The organism is Streptomyces sp. NPDC002104, assembly GCF_053593795.1.
The window spans coordinates 1-16,188 of record NZ_JBSFDF010000062.1; the positions used below are offsets into that span (position 1 = coordinate 1).

At 70.5% G+C, this 16,188-nt stretch carries 13 protein-coding genes; 10 read left to right on the forward strand and 3 right to left on the reverse strand.

All coding sequences use genetic code 11. The features are described from left to right. Positions 1–136: 136 nt before the first annotated feature. Positions 137–1,105 carry a hypothetical protein gene (locus ACWCP2_RS33530; protein ID WP_450912361.1) on the reverse strand — a complete coding sequence of 323 codons (969 nt, stop codon included), beginning with the start codon at positions 1,103–1,105 and terminating at the stop codon, positions 137–139. Between the two features lie 127 nt (positions 1,106–1,232). Here ACWCP2_RS33530 and ACWCP2_RS33535 point away from each other — a divergent pair, with 127 nt between their 5' ends. Next, entirely contained in the window at positions 1,233–3,854 is a 2,622-nt protein-coding gene (locus ACWCP2_RS33535; RefSeq protein ID WP_450912339.1) for a valine--tRNA ligase, read from the forward strand. 90 nt (positions 3,855–3,944) lie between these two features. Here ACWCP2_RS33535 and ACWCP2_RS33540 read toward each other — a convergent pair whose 3' ends face one another. Then, positions 3,945–4,508, reverse strand: coding sequence for a vitamin K epoxide reductase family protein (locus ACWCP2_RS33540; protein WP_450912340.1), 564 nt, complete (start codon positions 4,506–4,508; stop codon positions 3,945–3,947). A gap of 151 nt (positions 4,509–4,659) precedes the next feature. On the opposite strand from ACWCP2_RS33540, the gene ACWCP2_RS33545 reads away from it, so the two are divergent. Further along, positions 4,660–5,811: a sensor histidine kinase gene (locus tag ACWCP2_RS33545; RefSeq protein ID WP_450912341.1), complete on the forward strand. Its 1,152-nt coding sequence runs from the start codon at positions 4,660–4,662 to the stop codon at positions 5,809–5,811. A 38-nt stretch (positions 5,812–5,849) separates the two neighbouring features. Here the strand turns inward: ACWCP2_RS33545 and ACWCP2_RS33550 are convergent, their stop codons facing one another. Continuing rightward, a complete protein-coding gene (locus ACWCP2_RS33550) occupies positions 5,850–6,899 on the reverse strand; it encodes a rod shape-determining protein (RefSeq protein WP_450912342.1) in 1,050 nt (349 codons plus the stop codon). A 118-nt stretch (positions 6,900–7,017) separates the two neighbouring features. Here ACWCP2_RS33550 and folC point away from each other — a divergent pair, with 118 nt between their 5' ends. The 8 genes from folC (at position 7,018) to rodA (ending at position 16,033) form a co-directional block, all read left to right on the forward strand. Further along, complete coding sequence (gene folC / locus ACWCP2_RS33555; protein ID WP_450912343.1) at positions 7,018–8,532, forward strand: bifunctional tetrahydrofolate synthase/dihydrofolate synthase; 1,515 nt, start codon at positions 7,018–7,020, stop codon at positions 8,530–8,532. 3 nt (positions 8,533–8,535) lie between these two features. Next, complete coding sequence (locus tag ACWCP2_RS33560; RefSeq protein ID WP_266877615.1) at positions 8,536–8,895, forward strand: DUF4233 domain-containing protein; 360 nt, start codon at positions 8,536–8,538, stop codon at positions 8,893–8,895. A 105-nt stretch (positions 8,896–9,000) separates the two neighbouring features. Next, entirely contained in the window at positions 9,001–9,411 is a 411-nt protein-coding gene (gene ndk / locus ACWCP2_RS33565; protein WP_327306765.1) for a nucleoside-diphosphate kinase, read from the forward strand. Between the two features lie 296 nt (positions 9,412–9,707). Then, positions 9,708–10,727, forward strand: a complete 1,020-nt coding sequence (locus ACWCP2_RS33570) for a rod shape-determining protein (RefSeq protein WP_069923827.1) — start codon at positions 9,708–9,710, stop codon at positions 10,725–10,727. A gap of 226 nt (positions 10,728–10,953) precedes the next feature. Next, complete coding sequence (gene mreC, locus ACWCP2_RS33575) at positions 10,954–11,901, forward strand: rod shape-determining protein MreC (RefSeq protein ID WP_450912344.1); 948 nt, start codon at positions 10,954–10,956, stop codon at positions 11,899–11,901. A gap of 12 nt (positions 11,902–11,913) precedes the next feature. Then, on the forward strand, positions 11,914–12,618 hold the full coding sequence (gene mreD, locus ACWCP2_RS33580; RefSeq protein ID WP_450912345.1) for a rod shape-determining protein MreD: 705 nt from the start codon (positions 11,914–11,916) through the stop codon (positions 12,616–12,618). Positions 12,619–12,631: 13 nt separating this feature from the next. Next, on the forward strand, positions 12,632–14,815 hold the full coding sequence (mrdA, locus tag ACWCP2_RS33585) for a penicillin-binding protein 2 (protein WP_450912346.1): 2,184 nt from the start codon (positions 12,632–12,634) through the stop codon (positions 14,813–14,815). A gap of 15 nt (positions 14,816–14,830) precedes the next feature. Continuing rightward, entirely contained in the window at positions 14,831–16,033 is a 1,203-nt protein-coding gene (rodA, locus tag ACWCP2_RS33590) for a rod shape-determining protein RodA (protein WP_450912347.1), read from the forward strand. Positions 16,034–16,188: the final 155 nt, after the last annotated feature.

Here is a 16,188-nt window from a genome sequence, read left to right on the forward strand (position 1 = left end):
GGCCCCCCCCGATCTGCGGCGTCGGGGCCCCCGGCGCCACTCTCCTAGGGCCCCCCCCCCCTACCGGGGGCCCGCCCCTTCCTCATGTCCGTATGCCCGAGTGGTCCGCCACCGGGTGCCGGCGGGCGGCCTCAGCTCACAGCTTGGTGCGCGAGGTGTTGTAGAGCTTCGCCGTGTAGCCCGCGGTCTGCTCCAGGGTGAAGCCCTGGCCGCCGCCCATGACGGAGGCGAAGTCCACCATGGTCACGACGGTCAGGGTGCTGTAGTCGCCCCAGATGCAGACCGGGAGGCTGAAGGGCTTGGTGAGCGGGCTCGACGAGGACTTCTTCGGAGTGAGCTTGAGCTCCTGGCACTTCATCACGGCGCCCTTGAACCCTGCCGGGTTCATCACCTTGGGGGAGCCGACGAGTTCCGCCTCCCCGTCGTCCTCGCTCTTCATCGAATCGGCCTTGGCCATGGCGAAGTAGGCGTCCACGGCCTTCTCCGGGTCGGCGATCTCGCCGTACACGCCCTGGAAGTTGATCGCCTTCGCGCCCAGCGGGTTCTTCGGGTCGCCCGACTGGTAGGTCTGGCCGACCTGGGTCGGGTTCTTGACGCCGACGGACTCCGCTTCCTTGCGGTCCTTGTCGGTGAACTCTTCCTGCTTGCTCTTCGGGTCCTTCTTGAAGTCGTCCACCGACGCCGGAGCCACCAGCTTGTAGCCCTTGGTGTCCGCGGATATCGAGGCCGAGGCGCCGCCGCCCTGGGTGAAGTACCAGCCGGCGCCGCCGATCACGGCCACCGCCAGGACCACCGCGATGATCACGCCGGCCTTGGACTTCTTGGCGGGCTGCTGCGGGGGGACCCCGCCGTACGGGGGCTGCTGCTGGTAGCCGCCGTACGGGGCCTGCTGCTGGGGGAAGCCGGGCTGCTGCTGCGGGTAGCCCTGCTGCGGGACGCCCTGGGGGGCCTGCTGCGGGTAGCCGTAGCCGGGCTGCTGGCCGTACGGGCCGGGCTGCTGGCCGCCGTACGGGTTCGGCTGCGGCGGCTGCTGCGGCTGCTGCCCGTAGGGCCCCGGCTGCTGCGGCTGCTGGCCTCCGTACGGTCCCGGCTGGTTGTAGCTCATCCCGCGTCCCCCCATGAGGTTGTTTATACGTCCCACACATCCTCGCGGAAGCCGGAGGCCCTCAGGGCGGCGGGCCCTGGGAAAGCCGGTTTCATGACTGGACTGTTACCGCTCTAAACTGTGCCCCGTGACCGAGAACACGCAGACACCCAGCAGCCCCTACTCCGAACTGCCGACCTCCTACGCGCCGGCCGATGTAGAGGGGAAGCTCTACGAGCGCTGGGTGGAGCGTGGGTACTTCGAGGCGGACGAGAAGAGCGACAAGCCCCCCTTCGCCATCGTCATCCCGCCGCCGAACGTCACCGGAAGCCTCCACCTGGGGCACGCCTTCGAGCACACGCTGATCGACGCCATCACCCGCCGCAAGCGCATGCAGGGCTACGAGACCCTCTGGCAGCCCGGCATGGACCACGCGGGCATCGCCACCCAGAACGTCGTCGAGCGCGAGCTCGCCAAGGAGGGCAAGTCCCGCCACGACCTGGGCCGCGAGGCCTTCGTCGAGCGCGTCTGGCAGTGGAAGGGCGAGTCCGGCGGCCAGATCTCCGGCCAGATGCGCCGCCTCGGCGACGGCGTCGACTGGTCGCGCGAGCGCTTCACCATGGACGAGGGCCTCTCCGAGGCCGTCCAGACCATCTTCAAGAAGCTCTACGACGACGAGCTGATCTACCGCGCCGAGCGCATCATCAACTGGTGCCCCCGCTGCCTCACCGCGATCTCCGACATCGAGGTCGAGTACCAGGACGACGAGGGCGAGCTCGTCTCCATCCGGTACGGGGACGGTGACGCCTCCATCGTCGTCGCGACGACCCGCGCCGAGACGATGCTCGGTGACACCGCCGTCGCCGTCCACCCCGACGACGAGCGCTACCGCCACCTGGTCGGCACCGAGATCGAGCTGCCGCTGACCGGCCGCCGCATCCCGGTCGTCGCCGACGAGCACGTCGACCCCGAGTTCGGCACCGGCGCCGTCAAGGTGACCCCGGCGCACGACCCCAACGACTTCGAGATCGGTCAGCGCCACGGCCTGCCCAACCTCGCCGTCATGGACGAGCACGCCGTCATCACCGTCCACGGCCCCTTCCTGGGCCTGGACCGGCTGGAGGCCCGCTCCGCCATCGTCGCCGCGCTGCGCGCCGAGGGCCGGATCGTCGCCGAGAAGCGCCCGTACACGCACTCCGTCGGCCACTGCTCGCGCTGCAAGACCACCATCGAGCCGCGCCTCTCGCTCCAGTGGTGGGTCAAGGTCGGACCGCTCGCCAAGGCCGCCGGTGACGCGGTCCGCGACGGCCAGGTCAAGATCCACCCGCAGGAGATGGAGAAGCGCTACTTCGACTGGGTCGACAACCTCCACGACTGGTGCATCTCGCGCCAGCTGTGGTGGGGCCACCGCATCCCCGTCTGGTACGGCCCGAACGGCGAGATCGTCTGCGTCGGCCCCGACGAGCAGCCGCCGAGCGGCGAGGGCTGGACCCAGGACACGGACGTCCTGGACACCTGGTTCTCCTCCGGCCTGTGGCCGTTCTCCACGCTCGGCTGGCCGCAGCAGACCGACAGCCTGGCGAAGTTCTACCCGAACTCCGTCCTGGTCACCGGCTACGACATCCTCTTCTTCTGGGTCGCCCGGATGATGATGTTCGGCCTGTACGCGATGGACGGCACCCCGCCGTTCCACACCATCGCCCTGCACGGCATGGTCCGCGACGAGCGCGGCAAGAAGATGTCGAAGTCCTTCGGCAACGCGGTCAACCCGCTGGACTGGATGGACAAGTACGGTTCCGACGCGGTCCGCTTCACCCTGGCGCGCGGCGCCAACCCGGGTGTCGACGTCCCGATCGGCGAGGACTGGGTCCAGGCCTCCAGCAAGTTCGCCAACAAGATCTGGAACGCCACCCGCTTCGCGATGATGAACGGCGCCACGATCGAGGGCGAGCTGCCCTCGGTCGAGGAGATGTCGGCGACCGACCGCTGGATCCTGTCCCGGCTGAACGAGACGGTCGCGCAGGCCGACGCGTTCTACGAGGACTACCAGTTCTCGAAGCTCAGCGAGGCGCTCTACCACTTCGCGTGGGACGAGGTCTTCGACTGGTACGTCGAGCTGTCGAAGACGACGTTCTTCGCGGGCGGCGAGCCGGCCAAGGCCTCCGCGCGGGTCCTCGGCGAGGTCCTCGACGTCATGCTGCGCCTGCTGCACCCGGTGGTCCCCTTCGTCACCGAGACCCTGTGGACCACGCTGACCGGCGGCGAGTCCCTGGTGATCGCCGACTGGCCCAAGGACAGTGGCTTCCGCGACGCGGCCGCCGAGGCCGAGATCGAGGGCATCCAGACCCTGGTCCGCGAGGTCCGCCGGTTCCGCAAGGAGCAGGGTCTCGACGACAAGCAGAAGGTCCCGGCCCGCCTGGACCTGTCCGCCACCGCGCTGGCCGCCCACGAGGCCGCCATCCGCCAGGTGCTGCGCCTGCAGCCGGAGGGCGACGCCTTCAGCGCCACCGCGACCCTGCCGGTCGCCGGCGCCACCGTCGCGCTCGACCTGTCGGGCACCATCGACATCCCGGCGGAGCGCAAGCGGCTGAGCAAGGACCTGGCCGCCGCCGAGAAGGAGAAGCAGCAGGCCGAGGCGAAGCTCGGGAACGAGGCGTTCATCGCCAAGGCCCCGGACAACGTCGTGGACAAGATCAAGGGCCGGCTGACGAAGGCGGAGGACGACATCGCCCGCCTGAAGGCGCAGCTGGAAGCCCTGCCCGAGGGCTGACAGCCCGGGTGAGGACATGGGCGAAGGCCCCCACGCCGTCGGTCGACGTGGGGGCCTTCGCCGTATCCGTTCCCCGCGAGGGGGCCGGCGTCACAGCAGCCGGGCGCCGAATTCCGTCAGGATGAGCACCGCCACCACTCCGTACGCGGCCAGCGGCACCACCCAGTGGGGGAGCGCCCGCAGCCGGGAGCCGGCCGGGGACAGGTGCCGGGTGACGTACCAGAACAGCGGGATCATCACCGCCCAGACGACCATGCACCACGGGCACAGCGCCCCGATCACGTACAGGCACTGGCTGATCAGCCACACCGTGAAGGCGAAGCCGGCCGCGATCCCGGCCCACAGCCCGCGCCACAGCCACCGGGGGAACACGGCGCCCGCGACCAGGGCCGTACCGAGTCCGGCGAGGGCCGCGAAGCCGGCGAGGCCGAGCAGCATGTTCGGGAAGCCGAGCAGGTTGCTCTGCCAGGTGGTCATCACGTCGCCGCAGCTGAGCACCGCGTTGAGGTTGCAGCCCGGGGTGAAGAGCGGGTCCTCCAGCGTGCGGATGCGGTCGTAGGTGAGGACACCGGAGGCCAGGGTGCCGACGAGGCCGCCGATCAGCAGGAGCAGGGCGGTGCCCCGGGGGGTGGTCGTTCCCCTTCGGTTGGTCATTCTCCCAACGCTACGAGCGGGCCCGCGGTCCCGGGTAGAGCGGAACGCCTCCGGGCCGAAGGGCCTCCGGCCTGTCCGAAGTGCCCTACATCACGCCTTCTCGGGTCCGGGCGGCCGGGATCGGGGAGCCCGAGCACGGATGATGGAGGGCATGCACGTCACGCCCTCCCCTTCGGCGCCCCAGCGGCTCCTGGCCTTCGGCCGCCGGATCGCGCAGGGCTGGGCCGGGTCGCCGCGCGCGATGGACCTGCTGGCGGCGCTGAGCTGCCTGTTCCTGATGGCGCTCGACCTGCCGGGCCTGGCGGCCGCCGACAACTCCCTGAGCGGGCCCTCCGCGGCGGTCGTGCTGGCCGTCGGCTGCTCCACGCTGCTGGTGCGGCGCCGGCTGCCCTGGGTCTCGTACCTCGCGGCGCTGCTCTTCATCGGCTGGCTGCACGAGCTGACCCTGATCCAGTTCGCGCTGTACTCGGTGGGCCGCTTCCGCGGGCGCCGGGCCGGCGTCCTCGCCACCCTGGGCTACGTCGCCTTCGCGCTGTGCCTGTTCTGCTGCGTGCCGGGCTGGCCGCTGGCCAAGGCCGAGACCCTCAGCTCCTTCCTCAGCCTCGTCGTGCCGATCGGGGTCCTCGCCTCGGCCGTGGGGATCGCCGCCTACCGGCACGACCTCGTGCGCGAGCTCGACACCCGGCGCGCCGAGTCCGCCGTCCTCCACGCGGTCCAGCAGGAGCGGACCTCCGTCGCCCGCGACGTCCACGACTTCGTCGGGCGCGAGCTGACCCTGCTGACGGTCCGCTCCGAGGTGCTGTCGATGCGCTCGCGCGAGACCGCGTACGCGAAGGACTTCGAGGAGCTCGCCGACACCGCGCGCCGGGCCCACCTCGTGCTCAACGAGATCATCGTGCAGCGCGGGGAGCGGGCGTCCACCCCGGGCGTGGAGGGGCTGGCGGCGCTCGCGGAGGAGAGCGGGCGCGCGGGTTCGCCCGTACGGCTCGCCCTCGATCCGGACGTGCACGGGCTGTCGCCGCTGCGCCAGGCGGCGGTCTACCGGGTGGTGCAGGAATGCCTGACCAACGCCGCCAAGCACGCGCGCGGCGAAACCATCGAGGTGTCCATCGCGGCGGACGGCCCGCAGCTGCGGATCGCCGTCCGCAACGGGCTGGCGCGGCGCAGCCCGGCCAGGGCCCCCGTCTCGGCGGGCTCGGGCACGGCGAGCATGTCCGAGCGCGTGCGCAGCCTGGGCGGCACCCTGACGGCCACGCGCACGCAGGACGCGTACGAGGTCCTGGCGATCCTCCCGAAGGGCTGATCGCGGGGCCCGCCGCCCCCGCCCCCGCTGCCCCCCCGCTACGCCCGCGCCGGCGCCAGCAGGCTGCTGAGCGCGTCCATGTCCTCCACGCAGCGGCCCGAGCCCAGGGCCACGCAGTCCAGCGGGGCGTCCGCGACGAAGACCGGGATCCCGGTCGAGGAGGCCATCCGCAGGTCCAGGCCGGGCAGCAGCGCGCCGCCGCCGGTCAGGACGATGCCGTGCTCCATGACGTCCCCGGACAGTTCGGGCGGGCACTCCTCCAGGGTGGCGCGGACCGCCGCGATGATCGCCTCGACCGGCTCCTCCAGGGCGGCGCGCACGTCGCGCGCGTCGAGCGCGAGCGTCTGGGGCATGCCGCCGACCTTCTCGCGCCCCCGCACCGTGAAGGTGGCGGTCTCCAGCTCCGGCCGGTCCGGCACCGGCCACGCCGAGCCGATGGCGATCTTGACGTCCTCGGCGGTGCGGTCCCCGATGAGCAGGGAGTGCTCCTTGCGGACCCAGTCGGTGATGGCGGCGTCCATCCGGTCACCGGCGACCCGCAGGGACTGCGCGGTGACGATGCCGCCCAGCGAGATGACGGCCACCTCGGACGTGCCGCCGCCGATGTCGACGACCATCGAGCCGCGCGGTTCGGACACCGGGAGCCCGGCGCCGATCGCCGCGGCCATGGGTTCCTCGATCAGGTGCACGGTCCTGGCGCCTGCCCGGGAGGAGGCGTGGATGATGGCCCGCCGCTCCACCGGGGTGACCCCGGACGGTACGCAGATCACCATGCGGGTGCGCGCCCGGCGGCCGGGGACGGCCTTGCGGACGAAGTGCCGGATCATCTCCTCGGCGGCCTCGTAGTCGCAGATCACGCCGTCCTTGAGGGGGCGGATCGCGGTGATGGAGCCGGGCGTGCGGCCGATGGTCTCCTTGGCCTCGCTCCCGACGGCCAGTGCGGTGGTGGTGCCCGCCTTGACGGCCACCACGGACGGCTCATTGAGGACGATGCCGTGCCCCCGTGCGTAGACGAGGGTGTTCGCGGTTCCCAGGTCGATGCCTATGTCGCGGCTGGAAGCTGTCTTATTGGTGCTGGCCTGCGGCATTTATTCCCCTATCTCCTGCCCGCAAGGCTTGCATAACGATCTGGTCGCTCCTGCCGCCGAAGGTCCCGATACGACCGGGCCGAAAGTCCCTGTGCTCCTCGTCCGTAGACTGGGTCCCGTGAGTGAGCAGCAGCCCGAGAGCCACGATGACAGCTTCGACGCCTTCGACCAGATCGTGGCGGAGGAGTCCGACCGCGACCCCGACCTGGCGGTGATCGAAGCGGGCAGCCGCACCCTGCGCACGCAGGCCGGTCCGCTCCAGGGCGACCCGGTACCCGAAGAGCCCGCCGACCCCGAGGTCGCCAAGGCGCTGCGGGAGGTGGAGCAGGAGCTGGCCGGCCGCTGGGGCGAGACCAAGCTGGAGCCCTCCGTCACGCGGATCGCCGCGCTGATGGACGTCCTGGGCGAGCCGCAGCGCGCGTACCCCTCCATCCACGTCACCGGCACCAACGGCAAGACGAGCACCTCCCGCATGATCGAGGCGCTGCTGAACGCCTTCGAGCTGCGCACCGGGCGCTACACCAGCCCGCACGTGCAGTCGATCACGGAGCGGATCAGCCTGGACGGGGCGCCGATCGCCGCCGAGCGGTTCATCGAGGCGTACGAGGACATCAAGCCGTACGTGGACATGGTGGACGCGGCCGAGGAGATCCGGCTGTCGTTCTTCGAGGTCCTCACCGGCATGGCCTACGCGGCCTTCGCGGACGCGCCCGTGGACGCGGCCGTGATCGAGGTCGGCATGGGCGGCACCTGGGACGCCACCAACGTGATCGACGGCGCGGTCGCCGTGGTCACCCCGATCAGCCTGGACCACACGGACCGGCTCGGCTCCACCACCGGCGAGATCGCCCAGGAGAAGGGCGGCATCATCAAGCAGGGCGCCACCGTGATCCTGGCGCAGCAGCCGGTGGACGCGGCGCAGGTGCTGCTGAAGCGGGCCGTGGAGGTCGATGCGACGGTGGCCCGTGCGGGCATGGAGTTCGGCGTCGTCTCCCGCGAGGTCGCGGTGGGCGGGCAGCAGCTGACGCTGCGCGGCCTGGGCGGCGAGTACGACGGGATCTTCCTGCCGCTGCACGGCGCCCACATGGCGCACAACGCGGCGGTGGCGCTGGCGGCGGTCGAGGCCTTCTTCGGGATCGGCGCCGACCACGCGCGGGTCCTGGACGCGGAGACCGTGCGCAAGGCCTTCGCCTCGGTGACCTCGCCCGGCCGCATGGAGGTCGTGCGGCGCAGCCCCACGGTGGTCCTGGACGCGGCGCACAACCCGGCCGGGGCGCAGGTCACCGCGGAGGCGGTGACTGAGGCCTTCGGCTTCAGCCGGCTGATCGGGGTCGTGGGCGCGAGCGACGGCAAGGACGTGCGCGGGGTCTTCGAGGCCTTCGAGCCGATCTTCGCGGAGGTCGTGGTCACGGAGAACACCAGCCACCGGGCGATCTCCGCCGACGAGCTGGCGGCCATCGCGGTCGAGGTCTTCGGCGCCGAGCGGGTGCAGGTGGAGCCGCGGCTGGACGACGCCATCGAGGCGGCGATCACCCTGGCGGAGGAAGAGGCGGAGTACGGAGGGGCCGGGGTCCTGGTGACCGGGTCCGTCATCACGGTGGGCGAGGCCCGCATGCTGCTGAAGAGGGGCTGACGGATGCGCACGCTGTGTGCTTCGACGCTGATCGCCGAGTTCTTCGTGATCGGCTTCGCGGGGCTGGTCGCGATGAAGGGCGATCTGAGCCAGGCCACGGTCTGGACGGTCTGCGGGATCGCGATGCTGGTCTCGGTGCTGCTGTGCGGGATGCTCTCGCGCCCCGGGGCCGTCCAGATCGGCTGGGCCCTGCAGATCGGGCTGGTGCTGAGCGGTTTCGTCGTGCCGATGATGTTCATCCTGGGCGTGGTGTTCGCGGGGCTGTGGTGGTGCTCGATCCGCTACGGCCGCCGCATCGACGTGATCAAGGCCCGCTGGGCCGCCCAGGCGGAGGCACAGGCCGCCGCCCCGACCGAGGCGTAGCCCGCCGGGGAGCCGGAGCGGGGCCGGGCAAGGCCCCGTACGGCGGGGGCCCGGGCCCCTGTAGCCTCGTCGGACCGCACCCGTATGCCGCAAGGAGTTACCCATATGACCCAGCGCACGCTCGTCCTCCTCAAGCCCGACGCCGTCCGTCGCGGCCTGATCGGCGAGATCGTCGGCCGCATCGAGCGGAAGGCCGGCTGGACCATTCCCGCGCTGGAGCTGCGCACGCTGGACCAGGAGACCCTGGAGGCGCACTACGGCGAGCACAAGGGCAAGCCCTTCTACGAGCCCCTCATGGGCTTCATGGCCAGCGGCCCGGTCGTGGCCCTGGTCGTCGAAGGGGAGCGCGTGATCGAGGGTGTCCGCCAGTTGGCCGGACCCACTGACCCGATTGCCGCCGCGCCCGGCTCCATCCGGGGTGACTTCGGTACCGTCACCCGGGAGAACCTGATCCACGCCTCGGACTCCGAGGAGTCCGCGGAGCGGGAACTGAAGCTGTTCTTCCCGGCGCTGTGATCACTCTTTTCTGACGCAACATCAGCCGAATAGCGCTCATGACCTGGGGCGACCGAAGTAATTTCGGTCGCCCTCCGGTATTACCGGGCACATTCGGGAACGCATCGACAGGACACGACGTCACCACTAAGGGGGCGGGTATCCGTTCCGGCGGGCTTGCCGGAGTCCCGTCGCGCGGACGCCGTACTTGCGGCACTACGATGGGGCCTCCACCCACACACCCACCTCGCCGACCTGACAGCAGCCGCTATCAACTGGAAGGCCAGACGCTCCTCATGGGGAACAAGGGGAACAACATGTCGTTCATCGGCCGTGACATGGCGATCGACCTCGGGACCGCCAACACGCTGGTGTACGTGAGGGGCCGGGGAATCGTCCTGAACGAGCCGTCCGTGGTCGCCATCAACACGAACACCGGTGGCATCCTGGCGGTCGGCTCCGAAGCCAAGAAGATGATCGGGCGCACGCCCGGCAACATCGTCGCCGTGAGGCCCCTCAAGGACGGCGTCATCGCCGACTTCGAGATCACCGAGCGGATGCTCCGGTACTTCATCCTCAAGATCCACAAGCGCCGTTACCTGGCCCGCCCGCGGGTCGTGGTCTGCGTGCCCTCCGGCATCACGGGAGTGGAGCGCCGCGCCGTCATCGAGGCGTCCACGCAGGCCGGTGCCCGCCAGGTGCACATCATCGAAGAGCCGATGGCCGCCGCCATCGGTGCGGGCCTGCCCGTCCACGAGGCCACCGGCAACATGGTCGTGGACATCGGTGGCGGCACCACGGAAGTGGCCGTCATCTCCCTCGGCGGAATCGTCACGGCACAGTCCATCCGGGTGGCCGGCGACGAGCTCGACAACGCGATCATCCAGCACATCAAGAAGGAGTACTCCCTCCTCCTCGGTGAGCGGACCGCCGAGCAGATCAAGATCACCATCGGGTCGGCCTACGACCTCGACAAGGACGAGCACACCGAGATCCGCGGTCGTGACCTGGTCTCGGGCCTGCCCAAGACCGTCGTCATCTCGGCCGCCGAGGTGCGCAAGGCGATCGAGGAGCCGGTCAACGCGATCGTCGACGCCGTCAAGACCACCCTCGACAAGTGCCCGCCGGAGCTCTCCGGCGACATCATGGACCGCGGGATCGTCCTGACCGGAGGCGGCGCCCTGCTCCGCGGCCTCGACGAGCGGCTGCGCCGCGAGACGGGCATGCCGATCCACATCGCCGAGGACCCGCTCGACTCCGTCGCGCTCGGATCCGGCAAGTGCGTGGAGGAGTTCGAGGCGCTCCAGCAGGTCCTGGACGCCCAGCCGCGGCGCTGATCCGGCCCGCCGCGCGGCGGTGGAACACACATGATCCGCCGTACGGGTGCTACCGGGCCCGTGCGGCGGATCGTTGATATACAGGCAAGGTCCGGTGCGAGCCCCGGCTCCACCGGAGCGGTGCGGCCGTCTCGTTCGGCTCAGCCGCACGGTCCGGTGCAAGCCCCGGCTCCACCGGAGCGGCTCCGCCGCACGAGTAACTAAGAGGAAGGCACGGCCGCCGCACGTGAGGGACACACGAGAGAGCCGGCTGCTCCTGGTGCTTCTGATCGCCATCGCGTTCGCTTTGATCACGGTGGACATCAGGACGGGTGAGGAGTCTCCGGTCGACGGTGCCCGACAGGCCGCCGCAGCGGTCTTCGGGCCGGTCGAGAAGGGCGTGGCGAAAGGGGTCGACCCGGTCGCCAACGCCATAGGGGCGGTACGGGACTCCGGCGAGCGGCACAACCGCATCGCGACGCTGGAGCGCGAGAACACCGCCCTCAAGGCCAAGCTGGGCAGCGACGACCAGAACCGCAACCGGATCCGCGAGCTCGACGAGATGCTCAAGCGGGCCGGCGCGGGCCAGTACGGCATCAAGGGCGCCGAGGTCATCGCCATAGGAGCGGCCCAGGGCTTCTCCTGGACCGTGACCATCGACGCGGGCAGCAAGGACGGCATCGAGCGCGACATGACCGTCCTGAACGGGGACGGGCTCGTCGGCCGCGTCGCCACGGTCGGCCCCGACACGGCCACGGTCGTGCTCGCGAACGACCCCGACTTCACCGTCGGCACCCGGCTGGAGAAGAGCGGCGAACTGGGCTTCGCCACCGGCCAGGGCGACCGGGAGCTCTCCGTGCAGATGCTCAACGGCAAGGCCAAGATCAACACCGGCGACCGGCTCGTCACCTTCGGCTCGCGCGGCAACAAGCCCTTCGTGCCCGGCGTCCCGATCGGCGAGGTGATCAAGGTCGACCCCTCGCGCGGCGACCTGACCCGCACCGTCTGGGTCCGCCCCTTCGTCGGCTTCTCCCGCCTGGACATCGTCGGCGTCGTGGTCATGCCGCCGCGCGAGGACCCGCGCGACGCGGTCCTGCCGCCCAAGCCCGCGGCGCCCAAGCCCACCCCGACGGTCACCGTCACGGTCACCCCGTCGCCCGGCGCGTCCGCGTCCGGCAAGCCGGCCGACGACTAGGAGCCGATCATCATGCGTTTCAACCGGATCCTGCTCTCGGGCACGCTCGTCGTGGTCGCGCTGGTCGTCCAGGTCTCCATCCTGGGCCGCCTCCAACTCCCCGGAGCCGTCCCCGACCTGGTCCTGCTCACGGTCGTCGCCCTCGCCCTCGTGTACGGGTGCGTCAGCGGCGCCCTCATCGGCTTCGCCGCAGGCCTCCTCACCGACCTGGCCCCGCCCGCCGACCACGCCGCCGGCCGCTACGCGCTCGTGCTGTGCGTCATCGGCTACGTGGCCGGCCTGGTCCGTCCCGACACCGGACGGTTCCGCTCCGCCTGGGGCCCGATGCTCACCGTGGTCGGCGCCGCCTTCGTCTCCACCCTGCTCTACGCGAGCGTCGGCGCCCTCGTCGGCGACACCGCCGCCCGCCACGTGGGGCTGAGCGGACTGGTGTTCACCGCGGTCCTCTACGACCTGCTGCTCGCCCCCTTCACCGTGCCGTTCATCATGGCCCTGGCCCGCCGCGCCGAGAACGACCCGATGGCCGTCGAGGCCAACGGCGGCCCGCCCGCGGGCAAGGACGTCGCCTCCGGCTGGCTGGCCGGCGGCACCGGACTGCGGATCGGCAGCCAGCGCGGCGGCCTGCGGATGAAGACGGCCCGCAGCCGGGCCAACCGGGCCGGCCGGATAAAGGGCGTCAAGGGAATCAAGGGTGTGAAGAGCGTCAAGAAGCTGTGAGGGAGGAGTCCACGTGACCAACATTTCGGAGACCGGCCGTACCTCCCGGGTGCGGATCCGGCTCGTGATCATCCAGGTTCTCGTCTGCTCCATGTTCCTCACCCTCGGCGGCCGGCTCTGGTACCTCCAGATCCGCAACGGCGCGGAGTACTACCACGAGGCCAAGAGCAACCACGTGCAGCGGGTCGTGCAGCCCGCTGTGCGCGGGACGGTCCTCGACGCCCGGGGCGTCGCGCTCGCCGACAACGAGACCCGCCTGGTCGTCTCCACCAGCCGCACGGCGCTGATGAAGATGAAGGACCGCGGCCAGGCCGTCATGACCCGGCTCGCCGGCGTCCTGGACATGACCCCCAAGGCGGTCATGGAGAAGGTCCGCCTCTGCGACTCCCAGACCCCCGCGCCCTGCTGGAACGGCTCCCCGTACCAGCCGATCCCGATCACCCTCGACGCCACCACGCAGCAGGCGCTGCAGCTGCGCGAGCGCCCGGAGGAGTTCCCCGGCATCACCGCGGAGCCGGTGGCCGTCCGCCGCTACCCGGCCCCCGGCGGGGCCCGTACCGCGCAGGTGCTCGGCTACCTCTCGCCGGTCACCGACGCCGAGATCCAGAAGGCCAAGGACACCGACTCGCCGCACCTGCGCTCCGACCAGGTCGGCCGTTCCGGGATCGAGCGCACGTACGACAAGTACCTGCGCGGCAAGGCCATGGTCACCTCCTACGAGGTGGACAACCTCGGCCGGGTCATGCACCAGACCGAGTCCGACGCGGGCGTGCCCGGATCCACCCTCGTCACCAGCATCGACGCCCGGGTCCAGTCCGTCGCCGAGTACGAGCTCCAGGCGGCGATGAAGGTGGTCCGCAACGAGACGGACAACATCACCGGCCGCAAGTACGAGGCCGACTCGGGCGCCGTCGTCGTGATGGAGGCCAAGACCGGCCGGGTCGTCGCGATGGCCTCCCAGCCCGACTACGACCCCAACAAGTGGGTCGGCGGCATCGCCGCCAAGGACTACGCCTCGCTCACCAGCGAGAAGTCCAACTACCCGCTGCTGAACCGGGCCATCCAGGGCCAGGCCCCCGCGGGCTCCATCTTCAAGGTGGTGTCGGCGAGCGCGGCCGTCCGGGCCGGATACGCCTTCGACGACAAGTACAACTGCAGCGCCTCCTACAGCATGGGCAACCGCAGCTTCGCGAACTTCGAGTCCAAGGGGCACGGCCCCATCACCCTCGGCGAAGCCCTCAAGTTCTCCTGCAACACCGTCTTCTACGCCCTCGGGCACAAGGAATGGCAGCGGGACGGCGGCCTCAAGCCCAAGAAGGACGCCCACGACTGGTTCTACCGGACCGCCCGCGAGTTCGGCCTCGGCTCCGAGACCGGGATCGACCTGCCCAACGAGGTCTCCGGCCGCATCCCCGACCGGCACTGGAAGCAGTCCTTCTGGGCGGCCAACAAGAACTCCTGGTGCAAGCAGGGCAAGAAGGGCGGCACCTACGTCGAGCAGATCGCCTACGAGAGCTGCCTCGAAGGCAACCAGCTCAAGGCGTACGACAGCATCAACTTCGCCATCGGCCAGGGCGACGTGCTCGTCACCCCCATCCAGATGGCCACCGCCTACGCGGCCATCAGCAACGGCGGCACCCTCTTCGACCCCACCGTCGGCAAGGCCGTGATCAGCGCCGACGGCAAGCACGTCGAGTGGATCAAGCCCAAGTCGCACGGCCGGCTGCCGATCGACGCCAAGACCATCAAGAACCTCGACAAGGGCCTGCGCATGGTCGTCGAGCCCGGCGGCACCGCCGCCTGGCGCTTCACGGGCTGGCCGATGGACAAGATCCCGATGCACGCCAAGACCGGCACCGCCCAGGTCTACGGCAAGCAGACCACCTCGTGGCTGGCGACGTACACCAAGGACTTCGTCATCGTCATGACCATCTCCCAGGGCGGCACCGGCTCCGGGGCCGCCGGCCCCGCCGTCCGCAACCTGTACAACGCCATCTACGGCCTGGACATGGAGGGCAAGCAGGACGTGAAGAAGGCGCTCCTGCTGGGCCCGGAGAAGACCCTGCCCAAGATCCGCCCCGACGGCGGCATCGATTCCCCCGAGATCAGGCCGTACGTACCCCCGTCCCCGGAAGAACCGGAGCCGCCCGTGCTGGCCGGCCCGCCCGCCGCCCAACGCCCCGCGCAGCACGACTGAGTACCGAGGACCGACATGCAGACCGCCAACAAATTCTCCGTGGCCCGGTACGCGCCGGAGCAGCGGGGAGCGATGGCCAAACTCACCGCCCGCGACTCCGTGGTGCGCCGGCTCGACTGGCCGATACTCCTCTCCGCGCTCGCCCTCTCCCTCATCGGCGCCCTGCTGGTGTGGTCGGCGACCCGCAACCGGACCTCGCTGAACAACGGGGACCCGTACTACTTCCTCTTCCGGCACGCGATGAACACCGGCATCGGCCTCGTGCTGATGATCGGCACCATCTGGCTCGGCCACCGCACCCTGCGCGGCGCGGTACCGGTCCTCTACGGGCTCTCCGTGGTCCTGATCCTCGCCGTGCTCACCCCGCTCGGCGCCACCATCAACGGCGCCCACGCGTGGATCGTGGTCGGCGGCGGCTTCTCGCTGCAGCCCTCCGAGTTCGTCAAGATCACGATCATCCTGGTCATGGCGGTGCTGCTGGCCGCCCGGGTGGACGCGGGAGACCTCGCCCACCCCGACCACCGCACGGTGGTCAAGGCGCTCTGCCTGGCCGCCTTCCCCATGGGCATCATCATGCTGATGCCCGACCTCGGCTCCGTCATGGTCATGGTCGTCATCGTGCTCGGCGTCCTGCTGGCCTCCGGCGCCTCCAACCGCTGGGTGATCGGCCTGATCGGCTCGGGCGCCGCCGGCGCCATCCTGATCTGGCAGCTCGGCGTCCTCGACGAGTACCAGATCAACCGCTTCGCCGCCTTCGCCAACCCCGAGCTCGACCCGGCCGGCGTCGGCTACAACACCAACCAGGCGCGCATCGCCATCGGCTCCGGCGGCCTGACCGGCTCCGGGCTCTTCAAGGGCTCGCAGACCACCGGCCAGTTCGTCCCCGAGCAGCAGACCGACTTCGTGTTCACCGTGGCGGGCGAGGAGCTCGGCTTCGTCGGAGCCGGGCTGATCCTGGTGCTCCTCGGCGTCATCCTGTGGCGCGCCTGCGTGATCGCCCGCGAGACGACCGAGCTGTACGGCACGATCGTGTGCGCCGGGATCATCGCCTGGTTCGCCTTCCAGGCCTTCGAGAACATCGGCATGACCCTCGGGATCATGCCCGTGGCCGGACTGCCGCTGCCGTTCGTGTCCTACGGAGGATCATCGATGTTCGCCGTGTGGGTGGCCATCGGCTTGCTCCAGTCGATCAGGGTGCAGCGGCCGATGTCGGCCTGACGGCGGGCGAGCCGGTGATGCCGGCCGGGCGGGCGGACGTGACGCCGGTACCGGCCCCGCCCGGCCGGTACCGGCTCGATTCCTCGCCTCCCGGGCCGGTTTTCCGCCGCACCCGCCGTTTTCCTCCCCGCCGCGTTCCGTTCAGGACTACGTTC